Origin of the sequence: Paucibacter sediminis, assembly GCF_030254645.1 — a bacterium.
Classification (GTDB): Bacteria; Pseudomonadota; Gammaproteobacteria; order Burkholderiales; family Burkholderiaceae_C; genus Paucibacter_B; species Paucibacter_B sediminis.
The window spans coordinates 2,149,442-2,164,606 of sequence record NZ_CP116346.1; the positions used below are offsets into that span (position 1 = coordinate 2,149,442).

Annotated in this window: 16 protein-coding genes; 9 read left to right on the forward strand and 7 right to left on the reverse strand. The window is 71.7% G+C overall.

Going from position 1 to position 15,165, the window contains the following annotated elements; genetic code table 11:
• Positions 1–5 precede the first annotated feature (5 nt).
• Both PFX98_RS09795 and PFX98_RS09800 read right to left on the reverse strand, forming a co-directional pair.
• On the reverse strand, positions 6–914 hold the full coding sequence (locus PFX98_RS09795) for a c-type cytochrome (protein ID WP_425334695.1): 909 nt from the start codon (positions 912–914) through the stop codon (positions 6–8).
• A 92-nt stretch (positions 915–1,006) separates the two neighbouring features.
• A complete protein-coding gene (locus PFX98_RS09800) occupies positions 1,007–1,348 on the reverse strand; it encodes a cupin domain-containing protein (protein ID WP_285235016.1) in 342 nt (113 codons plus the stop codon).
• Positions 1,349–1,466: 118 nt separating this feature from the next.
• Between PFX98_RS09800 and PFX98_RS09805 the strand changes: the two genes are divergently transcribed.
• Together PFX98_RS09805 and PFX98_RS09810 are read left to right on the forward strand one after the other, a co-directional pair.
• Positions 1,467–4,184: a winged helix-turn-helix domain-containing protein gene (locus PFX98_RS09805; protein ID WP_285235017.1), complete on the forward strand. Its 2,718-nt coding sequence runs from the start codon at positions 1,467–1,469 to the stop codon at positions 4,182–4,184.
• A 4-nt stretch (positions 4,185–4,188) separates the two neighbouring features.
• Positions 4,189–4,884, forward strand: coding sequence for a hypothetical protein (locus PFX98_RS09810; protein WP_285235018.1), 696 nt, complete (start codon positions 4,189–4,191; stop codon positions 4,882–4,884).
• A gap of 12 nt (positions 4,885–4,896) precedes the next feature.
• Here PFX98_RS09810 and PFX98_RS09815 read toward each other — a convergent pair whose 3' ends face one another.
• Positions 4,897–5,820, reverse strand: a complete 924-nt coding sequence (locus tag PFX98_RS09815) for a LysR family transcriptional regulator (protein ID WP_285235019.1) — start codon at positions 5,818–5,820, stop codon at positions 4,897–4,899.
• A gap of 135 nt (positions 5,821–5,955) precedes the next feature.
• Here PFX98_RS09815 and PFX98_RS09820 point away from each other — a divergent pair, with 135 nt between their 5' ends.
• The 4 genes from PFX98_RS09820 to PFX98_RS09835 all read left to right on the forward strand — a co-directional run bounded on the left by PFX98_RS09820 (position 5,956) and on the right by PFX98_RS09835 (position 10,000).
• Entirely contained in the window at positions 5,956–6,867 is a 912-nt protein-coding gene (locus tag PFX98_RS09820) for a 3-hydroxyacyl-CoA dehydrogenase family protein (protein ID WP_285235565.1), read from the forward strand.
• Positions 6,864–7,679 (forward strand): beta-keto acid cleavage family enzyme, encoded by an 816-nt coding sequence (locus tag PFX98_RS09825; protein WP_285235020.1) that lies wholly within the window; start codon positions 6,864–6,866, stop codon positions 7,677–7,679. The genes PFX98_RS09820 and PFX98_RS09825 overlap by 4 nt, the downstream gene beginning before the upstream one ends.
• Before the next feature lie 29 nt (positions 7,680–7,708).
• Positions 7,709–8,686 carry a Bug family tripartite tricarboxylate transporter substrate binding protein gene (locus tag PFX98_RS09830; RefSeq protein WP_285235021.1) on the forward strand — a complete coding sequence of 326 codons (978 nt, stop codon included), beginning with the start codon at positions 7,709–7,711 and terminating at the stop codon, positions 8,684–8,686.
• A gap of 63 nt (positions 8,687–8,749) precedes the next feature.
• Complete coding sequence (locus PFX98_RS09835; protein ID WP_285235022.1) at positions 8,750–10,000, forward strand: glycoside hydrolase family 18 protein; 1,251 nt, start codon at positions 8,750–8,752, stop codon at positions 9,998–10,000.
• 22 nt (positions 10,001–10,022) lie between these two features.
• Here the strand turns inward: PFX98_RS09835 and PFX98_RS09840 are convergent, their stop codons facing one another.
• Positions 10,023–10,757 (reverse strand): substrate-binding periplasmic protein, encoded by a 735-nt coding sequence (locus tag PFX98_RS09840; protein ID WP_285235023.1) that lies wholly within the window; start codon positions 10,755–10,757, stop codon positions 10,023–10,025.
• 145 nt (positions 10,758–10,902) lie between these two features.
• Here PFX98_RS09840 and PFX98_RS09845 point away from each other — a divergent pair, with 145 nt between their 5' ends.
• Both PFX98_RS09845 and PFX98_RS09850 read left to right on the forward strand, forming a co-directional pair.
• Complete coding sequence (locus PFX98_RS09845) at positions 10,903–11,868, forward strand: dipeptidase (RefSeq protein WP_285235024.1); 966 nt, start codon at positions 10,903–10,905, stop codon at positions 11,866–11,868.
• A 95-nt stretch (positions 11,869–11,963) separates the two neighbouring features.
• Positions 11,964–12,101, forward strand: a complete 138-nt coding sequence (locus PFX98_RS09850; protein WP_285235025.1) for a hypothetical protein — start codon at positions 11,964–11,966, stop codon at positions 12,099–12,101.
• Positions 12,102–12,117: 16 nt separating this feature from the next.
• Here the strand turns inward: PFX98_RS09850 and PFX98_RS09855 are convergent, their stop codons facing one another.
• Both PFX98_RS09855 and PFX98_RS09860 read right to left on the reverse strand, forming a co-directional pair.
• Positions 12,118–12,711, reverse strand: a complete 594-nt coding sequence (locus tag PFX98_RS09855) for a hypothetical protein (RefSeq protein WP_285235026.1) — start codon at positions 12,709–12,711, stop codon at positions 12,118–12,120.
• 36 nt (positions 12,712–12,747) lie between these two features.
• Positions 12,748–13,194 carry an energy transducer TonB gene (locus PFX98_RS09860; protein ID WP_285235027.1) on the reverse strand — a complete coding sequence of 149 codons (447 nt, stop codon included), beginning with the start codon at positions 13,192–13,194 and terminating at the stop codon, positions 12,748–12,750.
• A gap of 94 nt (positions 13,195–13,288) precedes the next feature.
• Between PFX98_RS09860 and PFX98_RS09865 the strand changes: the two genes are divergently transcribed.
• Positions 13,289–13,675 carry a methylglyoxal synthase gene (locus tag PFX98_RS09865; protein ID WP_285235028.1) on the forward strand — a complete coding sequence of 129 codons (387 nt, stop codon included), beginning with the start codon at positions 13,289–13,291 and terminating at the stop codon, positions 13,673–13,675.
• Here PFX98_RS09865 and PFX98_RS09870 read toward each other — a convergent pair.
• Positions 13,665–15,101, reverse strand: coding sequence for a M28 family metallopeptidase (locus PFX98_RS09870; protein WP_285235029.1), 1,437 nt, complete (start codon positions 15,099–15,101; stop codon positions 13,665–13,667). The genes PFX98_RS09865 and PFX98_RS09870 overlap by 11 nt on opposite strands.
• Positions 15,102–15,165: the final 64 nt, after the last annotated feature.

Sequence of the window (15,165 nt, forward strand, 5' to 3'; positions counted from 1 at the left end):
GGTCCTTAGCGGTTGCCGGCCGCCACCGGCGCCAGCCCCCTCAGATAGCCATACAGCGCGGTGGCGTCGGCATCGCTGAGCGCGGCCAGCGAGGCGAAGGGCATCACGGGGCTGACGCTGCTGCCATCCGGCCGCTTGCCGCTGCGCAGCATGGCGATGAACTGCGGCGCGCTGGCATAGCGTGCGAGGGCGCTGCCGCTGCCGCTGGTGAGGTTGGCGGCGGCCGGCCAGTCCGGCGGCGCGCCGGGGATCTTGCCGCCCGAGAGCTGGGCGCCATGGCAGCCGATGCAGCCGTTTGCCACATAAGCGCCATGCGCAGCCGAGCCGTCCTCTACCAGCGGCGGGGTGGGCGGCAGGCGGTGGTCGATCTTCTCGGCCGCATCCTTCACCACGCCGGCGGCGTAAAGCGTCTTCACCAGCGCCGGCACGCGCCATTGCGCGGCCTCGCCCGCCGCCGGCGGCAGCTGCTTCACATAGGCCACCAGGGCGCCCAGGTCGGCATCGGTGAGGCGGTTGTAGTCCTCGCTGGGCATGATGAAGAGCGGCCGGCCGTCGGGCTTGACGCCGTGGCGCACCGTGCGCACCCAGTCCTCGTTGCGGTAGCCCGCCACCACCGAGCCGGGGCCGGGGCTGATATTGGGCGCCTTGGCGTAGAGGCCGCCGTCGGCGCCGTCGATGAAGGCCTTGCCCACGCCGCTGGCGCCATGGCAGTCGGCACAGCCGCGGCTGGCGAACAGGTAGCGGCCGCGCTCCAGCGCCGCCGCGTCGCCGGGGATGGCCACCGCCGCCACCGGCAGCTCGATGCGGCGCGCGGCCTTGCGATCGCCCAGATAGGCGCCGAGCGCCAGGCCGGCGGCACCCAGGGCCGCCAGGCCCACCACGCTCAACAGGCTGCGTTTGATCCAGGGGTTCATGTCTTGCTGCTCCATGCTTGGGAAGGCGCTCATTGTGGGCAGCCACCGGCGGCCGCGCATCGCCCGATGGAGCCATGACTTTCGGGCCCGCCTCAGCTGGCGCAGGGCTGCGGCGCGCGCGTGTGCACCCACACCAGCTGCAGCGGCTGGGTGCCGTGGTTGACGATCTGGAAGGGCGCCTGCGGTGGGATCAGCAGGGTGCAGGGCCCCTGGAAGCGCTGCGGGCCGCCGGCGATCAGCAGCTTGCCGCTGCCGCTCTGGGCCAGCACCACCAGCTCGCCGGCGTGCTGCAGGATCTGGGTGTGGGCGCCGGGGGCCAGGCTGCGCAGCCAGACCTCGAAGCCTTGCAGGCCCAGGCGCTGGTCGGCCGCGGCCAGGCATTGCTCGCCCTCCAGGCGCAGGGTGGGCAGATGGGCGTGCTGGAAGATGTGCATGACGGCCCAGTGTGCGCAGCGGTGGCGCCGGCCACATCGCCCGAAAGAGCCATGTCGCCCGGGCGCCGCAGCGACCGTAGCCCGCTTGGGTGACGTCAACCCTGAGTGCGCCGCGGGCATGCTGTTGCAGAATCCGCGCATGTCGCCGGCACCGTCATTTCCGTCGTTCGCGCTTGCCAAGATCCAGGCACCGCGTCCGCGTGCCAGCCTGGTGGCGCGCCCCGGCTTGGAGCGGGCGCTGGACCGGGCACTGGGCTCGCATCGCCTGACCCTGCTGGTGGCCCCGGCCGGCTATGGCAAGACCGCCGCGCTGACGCGCCAGCTCCAGGCCCTGCCCGCGGCCTGCGCGCTGGCCTGGATCTCGGCCGACGAGGACGACCAGGTGCAGCGCTTCCTGGCCTGCCTGAGCACCGCGCTGGACCCCTACGACCTGCCCTGGCGGGTGGCGCCCGAGGCGCTGCCGACCCTGGCCGAGGCCGATGGCGGCCTGCGCAGCGTGGCCGACGAGATCGTCAACGCGCTCGCCTCGGCCGGCGTGGCCCAGGGCCTGATCGCGCTGGACGATGCGCACCGCATCACCGACCCGCGCGTGTTCGAGCTGTTGCAGATGATGCTGGACCGCCTGCCCGCGCAATGGAGCGTCGTGATGGCCAGCCGGGTCGAGCCGCCGCTTTCGCTGGCGCGCTGGCGCGGCCTCGGCGAGCTGGCCGAGTTCCGCCAGTACGAGCTGCGCTTCAACGAGAGCGAGGTGGCCGAGCTGCTGGCCAGCAGCGGCCAGGCGCTCGCCGACGGCCAGGCCCGCCAGCTGCTGGAGCGCACCGATGGCTGGGCCGCCGGTCTGCGCCTGAGCCTGTCGGCGCGGTCGCGCGAGGCCGGGCCGGGCCTGGGCTCGCCCACCCAGCGCCATCTGTTCGACTACCTCGCCAGCGAGGTGCTGGACGACATGCCCGAGGCGCTGCGCTGGTTCCTGCTGCGCTGCGCGGTGCTGCCCGAGCTGACGGCGGCGCGCTGCGCCCATGTGAGCCGGCTGCCGCAGACCGCGCGCCTGCTGGAGGAGGTGGAGCGGCGCGGCCTCTTCGTCACCGCCCTCGATGCGCCCGAGCTGACGCTGCGCCTGCACGACCTGTTCCGCGATTTTCTGGAAGACCGGCTGCAGCGCGACTATCCCGACGAGCTGCCCTATCTGCTGCGCCGCGCCGCCGACGACGAGCCCGACCTGAGCCGCGCGATCGGCTACCTGACCCGCGCCGGCGCCTGGGACGAGGCGGCGCGCGTGCTGGCCCAGCGCGGGCCGGCCCTGGTGCCGGTGGGCGCCGGCCCGGTGCTGGAGCAGCTGCTGGCGCTGTTCCCGCCGGCCGCCTTCCAGCGCCATGCCGATCTGCACTTCCTGCGCGGCCTCAGCACCTTTCCGCGTTTCGACTTCCAGGGCATGGTGGAGGCGATGCAGCAGGCCGCCACCGGCTATTACCGCGAGGGCCGTGCCGAAGCCTCGGCCCTGGCGCTGGCCCATGCCTATATCGGCATGCAGAACACCGCGCGCCTGGACGAGGCCGCCCGGGGTCTGGCCGAGCTGTGCCAGCAGCCGCTGCCCGACGAGGTGCTGACCTTCGTCTGCTTTGCGCGCGCCTGGGCCGCCTATGCCCAGGGGCGTTCCGAGGCGGTGGCGCCGCTGGTGGGCGAGATGCTGGAGGCGCTGGAGCGCGCCAACGATCCGCAGATCTGGGACCGCTGCTTCTTCCTCAGCATCCTCACCGGTCTGCCGGGCATGAAGCCGATGCTGGAGCGCTTTGCCAACGGCGCCAGCCGCCTGGCCTCGGAGCAGCCGACCCAGCTGCGCGCCGGCGTCGCCCATATCCGCGCCTGGCTGGCGTTCTCCGACGGGCAGCTGGCCGAGGCCGCGCAATGGCTGGCCCAGGCCGATGCCGATGTGCGCTGGCTGGGGCGGCCGCGCAGCCTGATGACCGAGAGCTGGATGGCGCACACCCTGATCGACGCGGTGCGCGGCGATGCCGCCGCCAGCCGCCAGGCCGGCGAGGAGAACAAGCGCGATCTGGAGCAGCATTCGCTGCTGTGCAACCGCCTCGCGCATGAGTACGAGGAACTCTTCACCTATGTGCGCGGCTGCTGGCTGCTGGGCGATGGCCAGCGCCTGCGCGAGCTGGATGCCGCGCTGGCGCGCACCGGCAACGCCTATGAATGGGCCGCCGGCGCCGACGACCGGCGCTTCAGCCAGGCCCTGGTGGCGCTGCTGGATGAACGCCTGAGCGAGGCCCGCGAGCTGCTGCGGCCGCTGGCCTTCGATCAGGAACGCTCCTGCTTCTTCCCGGCCGCGCAGGCGCGCGTGCTGCTGGCCGATACCGAGCTGCGCCTGGGCCTGCGCGACGCCGCCGCGGCCACCCTGCAGCCCTGGCTGGCCGGCGTGCTGCAGGGCGGCGATCGCGGTGGCGCCCTGCTGGCCGGCCTGCCCAGCCTGCAGCGCCTGGCGGGTGCCGACTGGGGCGCACGCCTGCCGCCCGCGCAGGCCGCGCTGTTGCGCGAGCTGCTCGCCCAGATGCCTGCGGCGGCCCAGCCCGGCGTGGCGATGCAAGTGGCTGCGCCGCGGGCGGCCCCAGCAGCCGGCGGCGCCCGCGCCGAGGCCTTGCAAAGCCTGCTGACCGAGCGCGAGCTGGAGGTGCTGGAGCGCCTGGCCGCGGGCGACAGCAACAAGCTGATCGCGCGCGTGCTGGACCTCAGCCCGCACACCGTCAAGCGTCATGTCGCCAACATCCTCGGCAAGCTGGGTGCCGACACGCGCGGCCAGGCGGCGGCGCATTGGCACCGGGACGGCGTATCCTAGGGCGATGCGCCGCAGCCGTTTCCTGAGCATCGTCCTGTTGAGCCTGGGCACCCTGCCGGCCTGGGCCGCCGAGGGGCCGCGCCAGAACCTCTGGGTCGAGCTGCGCTGGGTCGAGTCCAGCGTCAGCGGTGCCGCGGTGGCCGGCGTGCGCGAGGGCGCGGTGGTGGTGGGCACGGCCGGCTCGGTCTCGCCGCGCGGCTCGGTCGAGCTCAGCACCCGGCGGCGCGACGAAGGCGCCGAGCAGCTGCAACGGCTGCTGGTGCTGAACGGCCACAGCGCCTCGGTGCAGCTGAGCGAGCTGGCGCCGGTGGAATGGCTGGACTACGGCGTGCAGGCCGACCTGAATGCCAATGGCAATGCCGGGCCGGCCCAGCCGGGCAAGGTCTACGCCCTGCCGCGCAAGAGCATGGTGGAGCAGACGCGTGGATTCAGCGTCAGCCCGCATTGGCCCGGCGGCAGCCAGCCGGTGCGGGTGGAACTGAAGGCGCAAGACCTGACCCCCGGTGCCATGAACGGTGCGGGCGGCACGCCGGTGCGCAGCCAGGTGCTCAGCACCGTGCAGGTGCCGCTGGGCGACTGGGTCACGGTGGCGCACAGCGGCCAGGGCCTGCAGCGCCAGGAGCGCGGCGTGATCAGCAGCCGCGATGCCGAAGCACGCAGCCTGCGCGAGCTGCAGCTGCGCGTGCAGCTGGCGCCCTGAGCATCGTCAGCCTCAACCCTTGGCCGCGGCCGCGATCAGCGCCTGGGTCTCGCGCTGCAGCAGTTCCACCAGGGCCTGCGCGGCGGCGCTGAGCCGCCGGCCGCGCGGCGTCACCAGGCCCAGCGGGCGCGGCATCACCGGTTCCACCAGGCGCCGTCGCAGCACGCTGGGGCCCTGCGCCACCAGGGCCGCCAGTTCGGGCAGGGCGGCCACGCCCAGGCCGGCGGCCACCATGGCATTGATGGTAGCGAGGTGCTCCACCTCGTAACGCGGCGCGAAGCGCAGGCCGTTCTGCAGGAAGGCCTCCTCGGCGTACTGGCGCACGCTGGTGGGCCGCGGCATCGAGATATGCGGCAGCTCCAGGGTCTCGGCCCAGCGCAGCGGCTTCTTGCGCCGCGCCAGCGCATGCTCGGCCGGCAGTAGCAGCACGAAGCGGTCCTCGCCCAGCGGCGTGTATTCGAGGTCGGCATAGGCCGGGTTGGCGGCGGTGAGGGCGAAGTCGGCCTGGCCGGCGCGCACCAGATCGAAGGCCGGGCCCGAGAGGCTGTCCAGCATCTCCAGGCGCACGCCCGGGTATTGCGCGGCGAAGCGCGCAAACGCGGTGGGCACGGCGGTGGCGGCCAGCGAGGGCAGGGCGGCCACGCGCACGCGGCCGCTGCGCAGCTCGCTGACATCGCGCACCGCCAGCACCGCGGCATCGGCCTGCTGCTGCACCAGGCGCATGCGCTCGACGAACACCGCCCCCGCCTCGGTGAGCCGCACCGCGCGCGTGCTGCGCTCGAACAGCGCCGTGCCCAGCGCCGCCTCCAGGCGCGCGATCACGCCCGAGACCGCCGGCTGCGAGAGATGCAGGCGCTCGGCGGCGCGGCGGTAGTTGAGTGTCTCGGCCAGGGTCAGGAAGACCTCCAGCTCGCGCAGTGAGCAATTGATCAGCATGGCTGATCAATTTATCCGAAATGACGAATGGACGTATTAATTCCTTGTTCCTAGACTGGCCCGCAGACAGAGCAGGAGTGACGCGTGGCGACGACCAAGGAATTGCGAACGGCGGTGGTGGTGGGTGGCGGCACCATGGGCGCCGATGTGGCGGTGGTGCTGCTGCGCGGCGGCTTCGCGGTCAGCGTGGTGGAGCAGCAGGCGGCACGCCGCGCGCTGCTGCCCGCCTATGTGGCCGAGCGGCTGGCACCGCTGGGCCTGCAAGCGCGTGTGAGCGAGCTGCAGCTGGCGGCCGGGCTGGACGAGCTGGACTGGGGCGGCATCGAGCTTGTGATCGAATGCATCCCCGAGCAGCTGCCCCTCAAGCAGGCCTTGTTCGCCGCGCTGCAGCGGCGCGCGCGACCCGATTGCCTGCTCACCAGCAACAGCTCGAGCTTCCCCATCAGCGCGATCGCCGCGGGCCTGCCCACGCAGCAGCGCATGCTGGGCCTGCACTACTTCATGCCGGCGCATCTGGTGCCCCTGGTGGAGGTGGTGCTGGGCCCGCTGAGCGATTCCGCACTGGCCGAGCAGCTGGCCGAGGCCATGCGTGGCTGCGGCCTGGTGCCGGTGCTGGTGCGCAAGGACAAGCCCGGCTTCCTGGCCAACCGCCTGCAGCATGCGCTGGCGCGCGAGGCCTTTGCCCTCATCGACGAGGGCGTCGCCAGCGCCGAGGACGTGGATGCCGCGGTGCGCTTCGGTTTCGGCTTCCGCTTTCTCGCCGCCGGCCCGGTGCTGCAGCGCGACCATGCGGGCCTGGACGTGCATTGCGCCGCCGCCGCCACCATGTACCCGACGCTCAGCAATGCCAGCGAACCTTCCGCCGCGCTGCGCGAGCGCGTGGCCCAGGGCCGCCTGGGCATGAAGACGGGCGGCGGCTTCTACGACTGGCCGCCCGAGCGCCGTGCCGCCGAACGGGCGCGTTATGACGCGCTGCTGACGCAAGGCCTGGCCCTGCTGGCCGCCGAGCTGCCGCCGCTGCGCGGCGCACCCGGGGAGGCCGCGTGAACGAGCCGCTCATCATCACGGTGGCGCCCAACGGCGCCTACAAGCAGCCCGGCGACCATGCCCAGCTGCCGATCACGCCGGCGACGCTGGCCGCCACCGCCAAGCGCTGCTGCGATGCCGGCGCGGCCATGCTGCACCTGCATATCCGCGATGCCGCCGGGCGCCACAGCCTGGATGTGGAGGGCTATCGCGAGGCCTTGCGCGTGGTGCGCGCGGCGGTGGGCGATGCGATGGTGCTGCAGGTCACCAGCGAGGCGGCCAAGGTCTACCGCGCGCCGCAGCAGATCGCGATGGTGCGCGAGCTGCGGCCCGAGGCGGTGTCGGTGGGCCTGCGCGAGCTGGACCAGCCCGAGATCGGCGAGGCCGGCCTGGCGGCCTTCTTCGGCTGGCTGGCGGCCGAGCGCATCATGACCCAGGTGATCGTCTACGACGTCGCCGACCTGCAGCGCTGGCAGGTGCTGCGCGCCACCGGCCTGATCCCCGACGCGCCCTGGTTGCTGCTCTTCGTGCTGGGCCGTTACAGCGCCGGCCAGGTCTCGTCGCCGCAGGATCTGCTGCCCTTTGTGCAGGCGCACCAGGGGCCTGAGCCCTGGGCGGTGTGCGCCTTCGGCGCCGCCGAGCATGCCTGCATGACGGCCGCCGCGGCGCTGGGCGGCCATGTGCGCGTGGGTTTCGAGAACAACCTCTATCTCAAGGACGGCAGCCTGGCGCCCGACAACGCCGCCCTGGTGCAGCAGGTGGCGCAGAGCGCCGCCGTGCTGGGCCGGCCGCTGGCCAGCGCGGCCTGGCTGCGCGCGCGCTTGCTGCCCTGAATCCCTACAAAACCACCGGAGACAAGCCCATGCACCGTCGACACCTGCTCAGCGCCGCGGCGCTCGCCCTGCTCGCCGCCAGCGGCGCGGCCCAGGCCCAGGAGGCCTATCCCTCCAAGCCGATCCGCTTCATCGTGCCCTACCCGCCGGGCGGACCTACCGATTTGATGGCGCGGCTGCTGCAACCCGAGCTGCAGCAGCGCCTGGGCGTCACCATCGTGATCGAGAACCGGGGCGGCGCGGGCGGCAATGTGGGCACGGCCGAAGTGGCGCGCCAGGCCCCCGCCGACGGCTACACCCTGCTGCTGGCGGCCAGCGGCCCGATGGCGGTGAACCAGAGCCTGTTCAAGAGCCTGAGCTACAGCCCGCTCACCGATCTGGTGCCGGTGATCCAGCTCTCCTCCTTCCCGCTGGTGCTGGAGGTGCACCCCTCGCTGGGCATCAAGACGGTGAAGGAGTTCCTGGCGCTGACCGGCAAACCCGGCGAGGGCCTGAGCTTCGCCTCGGCCGGCAGCGGCACGCCCCAGCACCTGGCCGGCGAGATCTACAACAAGGCGGTGGGCGCGAAGCTCAGTCACATCCCCTACCGCGGCGCCGGCCCGGCGCTGAACGATCTGCTGGGCGGCCAGGTGAAGGTGATGTTCGACGTGCTGGGCAGCTCGTTGCCGCACATCAACAGCGGCAAGCTGGTGCCGCTGGCGGTGACCTCGGCGCAGCGCAGCCCAGCGCTGCCGAACGTGCCGACGCTGGCGGAGTCGGGCCTGGCGAACTTCGAGGTCACCGCCTGGCATGGCATCGCGATGCGTGCCGGCACGCCGGCGGCCCATGTGCAAAAGCTCAACAGCACCCTGCTGGCGATCTTCAAGGAGCCCGCCTTCCGCAAGAAATGGGAGCAGCTGGGCACGCCGGTGGTGGCCGGCAGCGCCGAGAGCTTCGGCCAGCTGATACGCACCGAGTCGGTCCGACTGGGTCGGGTGGTGCGCGAATCTGGCGCCACGGCGGACTGATATTGGTATTTGATTGGCATTCAATTTCGGGTAGGCTTGCGGCCTCTGCCCGGAATCCATGCCATGCGCCGACTGTTTCTTGTTGCACTCGCCGCCAGCCTCAGCCTGCTGGCACCCCGCACCCAGGCTCAGCCTGCGGCCGAGGCGCTGTTTGCCGCCAAGGCGCTCGACTTCGAGCGCACCAGCGCCAAGGTGGTGGGCGCCTATGTGGCGAACTGGCAGCCGCTGGCCCAGGTGGAGGCGATTCCCACGGGCAGCCTGAGCCACATCCTCTACGCCTTCCTGCGCCTGTGTGGCCCGGGCCAATTGCCGGCCGATGCGGTGCGCTGCGAGGGACGGCAGGATTTCCAGCTCGCCAGCAGCGAGGTCGATCGTCGCTTTGACGCGGCCTTTGCCCGTCTGAAGACGCGCGCACCGCAGCTCAAGGTGCTGGCCTCGGTGGGCGGCTGGGGCGGCTCGGACCCCTTCTTTCATCTGGCCAACGACGCCGCGCGGCGCGCCGTGTTCGCGGCCTCGGTGCAGCAGTTTCTGCGCGAGCACCCGGCCTTCGACGGTGTCGATATCGATTGGGAACACCCGGGCGGCAATGGCGCGGCGAACGGCGTGCCGCTCGGCAGCCCGGCCGATGGCCAGGGCTATGCGGACCTGATGCTGGACCTGCGCCGCGCGCTCGACCGGCTGACGGCCGAGACCGGCCGCCTCTACCTGCTCAGCACGGCCGTCAACAGCACGCAGGCGATCGTGCGGCGCGTCAACTTCCGCCAGGCGGCGCCGGCGCTGGACCTGGTGTTCATGATGACCTACGACTTCTACGGCGGCTGGAGCAGCGGCGCAGGCCATCACAGTGGCCTGCGCAGCTCGGCGCCCGGTGCCGACGACAGCCTCGAGCGCTCGGTGCAGAACCTGGTGGAGGCCGGCGTGCCCAAGAGCAAGCTGGTGGCCGGTGTGGCGATGTACGGGCGCGGCTTCAGCGGCGTGGCCAGGCCCGTCAGCGGCGCGGCCAAGGCTGCGGTCTATCCCGGGGCCGACGGCTCGGCCGGTTACCGCGAGATCGCGCAGCGCTATCTGGGCCCGCGGGGTCAGGGCTTGCGCGGCTACCGCGCCTTGTTCGACGCGCAGACCCAGGCCTGGAGCCTCTACCACCCGGGGCTGAAGCTCTGGATGAGCTATGACGATCCGCGCGCGGTGCTGGCCAAGGGCCGCTTCGTCACCGAGCAGGGCCTGGCCGGCCTGTTCGCCTGGGAATTGAGCCAGGACAACGGCGCCATCCTGAATGCGATGAACCGCGGCCTCGGGCACCTCGCCCTGCCCTGAGCCTGCGCCGCTGCGGCCGGGCTCAGCGCAGGCCGTAGCGGCCGCGGATCTCCTTGAGCACGCCGCGCTCTTCCAGCTGCTGCAAGGCATTGCCGATGGCGCGCGCATCGGCCTCGCTGACCGACTTCTTGCTGAGCATCAGGTGCACCGGCTCGCGGGCCGGCACAAAGGGCAGCTCCACCAGCTCCAGGCCGCGCTGGGCGGCCTCGTACAGGGTGGCGCCGCGGTCGGCCATGAGAATCTCGCCGCGCGCGGCCAGCAGCATGCTGAGGCCCTGGCGCGTGTTCTCGTACTGGGAAATCAGCTTGGCCTGCTGCAACTGCGGCAGCAGGGTGGCGTACTCGACGCCGAACCAGCCCAGGTTCTGCGTCACCAGCGGCACGCGGCGCTGCAGCACGGCGCCGAAGCCGTCCAGTTCGCGCAAGGCCGCGGCCCTGGCCGGCAGCGCGAACCAGGCGGTGGTCTCCATGCGGTAGGGCGGCGTGAACCAGGCCACCTCGCGGCGCTCCACGGTTTCGCTGGCGGCCAGCAGGATGTCCAGCTCGCCGGCCAGGAACATCGCATAGCGGCGCTTGCGCGGCAGGTCGGGCACGATTTCCAGCTGGCAGCCGGCCTGCTGCAGGATGGCGCGCAGCAGCTCGGGCTCGGCGCCGCTGGCCGCGCCGCGCGCATCGCGCAGGATGTAGGGCGGGAACTGACCCATCGCCACACGCAGCGGGCGATCACAGGCCGAGGCGGCCGGGGCGCAGAGCGCCATGAGCAAGGCCAGCAGTTCCAGCCATCGCCGGCCTGCTTGCCAGCACCGCGCTTGCATCTCTAGATCCGGAAAATGACAACAGCTGCAGTGTATCGAGCCATCGGCTGCCCGATACTGGCCGGATATCACGAACCCGCCCGCCGCCATGACCGTCTGGGACGCCCACGCCTGCCTGCCACTGCATCCCGATGCCAGCCTGGCGCCGCTGCAGGCCTATGCCGCCGAGGGGGTGGACTACGTGTCCATCAACGTCGGCATGGACATGAATCCGCTGGAGCAGGTGATGGCGGTGATCGCCGCATTCCGGACCCGCATCGCCGCCGAACCCGCTCGCTATGCCCTGGTGCACCGGCTGGCCGAGCTGGACGCCGCCCGCGCCGCCGGCCGGCTGGCGCTGGGCTTCGACCTCGAGGGCAGCCTGCCGCTGCTGGGCCGGCCCGAGATGGTGGCCCTGTACAGCAGCCTGGGGGTGAACCAGATCCACTTCGCCTACAACCGCAACAACGCGGTGGCGGGCGGCTGCCACGACGAGGAGCAGGGCCTGACCCCGCTGGGCCGGCGCATGGTGGAGGCCGTCAATGCCGCGGGCATGCTGATGGACTGCTCGCACACCGGCCGGCGCTGCAGCCTGGACATCATGGCGGCCTCGGCGGCGCCGGTGATCTTCAGCCATGCCAACCCGCTGGCGCTGGTGGCGCATGGCCGCAATGTCAGCGATGCGCAGATCCGCGCCTGTGCGGCCACCGGTGGGGTGGTGTGCATCTCGGGCGTATCGGCCTTTCTGGGCAGCGCGGCGCCGAATGCGGCCGATGTGGCCCGCCACGCCGCCTATGTGGCCGGGTTGGTGGGTGTGGCCCATGTGGGCCTGGGGCTGGACATCGGTTTCTCCGAGCCGGGCCTGGACGATCGTCCACCCGGCCGCTTCGATCCCGGCTACTGGTGGCCCGCCGCGGCCGGCTATGGCGCGGCGCTGGGCGGCATTCGCTACACGCCGGTGCAGGCCTGGGGTCAGATCTTGCCGGCGCTGCAGGCCGAGGGCTTCAGCGCGGCCGACGCGGCGCTGGTGATGGGCGGCAATATGCGGCGCGTGGCCGCGCAGGTATGGGGCTGAGCCGCAGCCATGAGGCCGGCTGAGGCCGTGCGGCAGCGTACAGACGCGACCGGCGCAGGGCTGCAGCATCGGGCCTTTGATGGCAGGAGTTCGATATGTCCAAGGGTCAACGCGGCAACAAGGAAATGAAGAAACCCAAGAAGGTGGTGCCGCTGGTGCTGCCGGCGGCGGTGGTCGCCGCGGTGGCGGCCTTGCCGGCAGCCACGCACGAGCGCATCAAGAAGAAGTCCTGAGCCAGCGCCGGCAGGTTCACCTCAGCCAGCGCAGCCACTGGCTGCGCAGCACCCGGCGCCAGTCGAGCTTGGCAAAGGCATAGACCAGGGCCAGCAGCAGCAGCTGGGTGAGCAGGAAATAGGCGCCCGTCCAGCCGCTCAATTCATGCGGTAGCTGACTCGCCGCGTAGGCGCCGCCGGCCAGCGCCAGGCTGTAGCTGACGAAGCGGCCGCAGAAGAACGGCAGGGCCAGCCAGGCCAGCGGCGCGCGCGTCATGCCATAGGCCAGGAACAGCAGGTTGGAGGGCAGCGGGCTGAGCGCGAACATCAGGAAGGCCAGCGCGCTGGCGGCGCGGCGCCGCTCCAGCGCCTCGGCCACCGCATCCAGGTTGTCGCGCATCGCGGCATTGACCCAGCGGCTGTGCGTGACGCGCTGGGCGAAGCGCGCCAGCAGCCAGCGGCCCGCGGTGGCCGCCAGCGCCGCCACCAGGCCGATCTGCCAGGCCTGCCAGAGCTGTGCCGGCGGGAAGTTGAAGCCGTAGAAGGCCAGCACCATCCAGGTGGGCGGCGCAAAGGCCGGCAGGACGTTGATGACGAGAACGGCGAGGAACAACAGGGCCAGGGCGAGCATGGCCCGATGCTAGCCCGTCGCAAGCGCCTATTGGCCTTACAGCTTCGGCAGCTCGACGCGCCAGGGGAAGGCCATGGCGCAGGGTTTGCCGGCACAGCGTGCGGGCTTGAAGGCGGTCTGCACCGCGATGCTGGCGGCGGCCTTGCTCAGCTCGGCATCGGGCGATTTGTACACCGCCACGCGACGCACCTCGCCCTCGGCATTGATCTCCAGATGCAGGGTCAGCGAGCCTTCGACGCGCAGCTGGTTGGCGGCGAAGCGGACCGGGTCCGTGAGCGCCTGCATGCCTTCGCGCGGATAGGGCGGCTCGTCGCCATCGGGCAGGCCGGTGTAGGCATTGCGGAACTGGGCCTGCTGGGCCGGGCTGAGCTCGGCCCAGGCCTTGTTGGCGGGCAGCTTGGTCGCGTCGGACTGGGCGCTGCAGCAAAGGCTGGCGCCGCCCAGACAGAGGGCGACGAGGGTCTTGAGGGTCATGGCAGTCATGATGCGGGTACTCCGACGGAGAGTGGCATTGAGACGCGCGTACGGCCGGCGCAGATGAATCAGCAATGTAACTGCCACGCCCTAAGATGCACAGATGCGAATTGCCCTGATCGCCCATGACGGCAAGAAAGACGCGATGGTGGCGCTGGCGGCCGGTTTCGTGCCGTTCTTGCAGCGCTGCCGGCTGATGGCCACGGGCACCACCGGCGGCCGCCTGCGCCGTGAGCTCGGGCTGGAGGTCGAATGCCTGCTCTCGGGGCCGCTTGGCGGCGACCTGCAGATCGGCGCGCGCCTGGCGGTGGGCGAGGTGGACGGCGTGATCTTTCTGCGCGACCCGATGACGCCGCAACCGCACGAGCCTGATATCAACGCCCTGGTGCGCGCCTGCGACGTGCACGACGTGCCCTGCGCCACCAATGTGGCGGGGGCGCGGCTGCTGCTCGCCGCCTGGGCCTCGGCCAGCGCGGGCGCTAGCGCCTGAGCGGCAGCGGGTAGCTCGCCAGGCTGGCCTGGCCGGTCTTGGAAAGCGCCTGCACGCCGAAGATGACGTTGTCCTTGGAGACGCCAGGCAGGCGATGGCTGGTGACCAGGCCGACATCCTTGGACTGCTGCCAGGTGGCCGAGTCGGTGCTGCGCCAGACGATGCGGTAGCCGGCCAGCTCGGGCTCGCTGCCGGCGGCCCAGCTGAGCGTGCTGTCGTTGGTCAGCTCGGTGGCTTCGAGGCGCACGTTCTGCGGGGCCGCCGGCGCCAGCGCCAGCGTGGCCAGGCCCACGGCATTGATGCGCGCCACGTTGGCCACATACTCGAAATCGACGAACTCGGGCAGATCGCCATAGACCACGCCGCCCTCGGTGCGCGGGTTCTGGTGCTGGTGACGGAAGTCCTCGAAGGGTTCGGAGAAGCGCACCGCGGCATAGCCGCGTTCCAGGAAGGGCAGGTGATCGCCGCCGCGCAGATAGCGGTCGCGGCGCTGGATCAGGTTGACCTTGAAGCCGGGCAGATAACGCTCGCCCGCGGCCTTCAGATGCCGGCCCAGCTGCTGGGTGGGCAGGTCCTCGGCGCCGCCGGCCAGGGCCAGCTGGGTGAGCGGTTCGCGCCAGGCCTCATTGGCACGCACCTCGGCCTCGCTGGCGGGGCTGTTGCTGCGCGCCTGCACCAGCAGGCGCAGCAGCGGGTCGAAGCCATCGGCAAACAGCCGCACCTGCCGCTGGTCGCGCTGGCCGGCGTCGCCGGTGGAGCTGCCGATGATGTCGTTGGTGATCATGGCCTCGACGCGCAAGCCCTTGGCGCGCGCCCGCTTGGCCCAATGGGTGGCGCCCAGCAGACCCTGCTCCTCGCCCGGCACGGCCATGAAGACCAGGGTGGCATCGAAGCTGTGCCTGGCCATCGCGCAGGCCATCTCCATCACCGCGGCCACGCCCGAGGCGTCGTCGTTGGCGCCCGGCGCCGCGCCCTCGGCGTCCATCACATCGCTGTTGCGCGAGTCGTAGTGGCCGCTCACCACCAGCAGGCGATCGCGCGCGGCGGGCGAGCTGCCGGGCAGGGTGGCCACCACGTTCACCAGCTCGGTGGGGCGAGCGACGCGCGCGCCCACGGGCTCGATGAAGCTGTCCATCTCGACCTGCAGGCGGCCGCCGGTGGCTTGGCTGCAGGCCTGCAGCTCGCGCTGTATCCAGCGCCGCGCTGCACCGATGCCGCGCGTGTCGGAGGCGGTTTCGGAGAGCGTGTGGCGGGTCTGGAAGTCCACCAGGCTGCGGATGCGGGCCTCGATGCGCGGGGCCGAGATGTCCTGCAGGATGCGGCTCAGCTTGGTGTCGGTGGCGCTGTCGGCATGAGCGTGGGCATGCGCCAAGCCGAGGGCCAGAGGGAGCGCGGCCCATGCGGCCGCCCGCGCGATTTTCAGCATGCTGCACTCGCTGCTTCAACAGGGAGCGCCGATTGTGGCATCGCCCCCTGCCGCAGCGCGGGTG